Source organism: Mesorhizobium sp. M2E.F.Ca.ET.209.01.1.1 (assembly GCF_004010375.2).
In the GTDB taxonomy this organism is placed as follows: domain Bacteria; phylum Pseudomonadota; class Alphaproteobacteria; order Rhizobiales; family Rhizobiaceae; genus Mesorhizobium.
Window position 1 is genome coordinate 1 of record NZ_SADP02001343.1, and the last position, 281, is coordinate 281.

Below are 281 nucleotides of genomic sequence, written 5' to 3' on the forward strand. Positions count from 1 at the left end.
AAGCTCTTTTGTAACAGAGAGGAGACGTCGGCGCGCAGATACCATCCGGAGCCGACCTCGAACGGCACATAGTCCGGCGCCTGGTCGACATAGACCGGAGGATCGTAATCGGCGGCGAGTGCCGATGTCAGTGGCAAGAGGCCAAATCCGGCAAGCGCCAACGCAATACGCGATATGAGTGTCATGGTCCCCGACTCCCAATTTGGCGACACCTGCGATCACGCAGGCAGCCATCGTTTCAAGGAGCATTGTTAACCATAGTGGTTAAGTGCCGGTTAAGG

General features: G+C 56.9%; 1 pseudogene. It reads right to left on the reverse strand.

Annotation, left to right across the window (positions count from 1 at the left end):
* A pseudogene (locus tag EN852_RS40345) lies at positions 1-185 on the reverse strand (porin family protein); the annotation flags it as partial.
* Positions 186-281 lie beyond the last annotated feature (96 nt).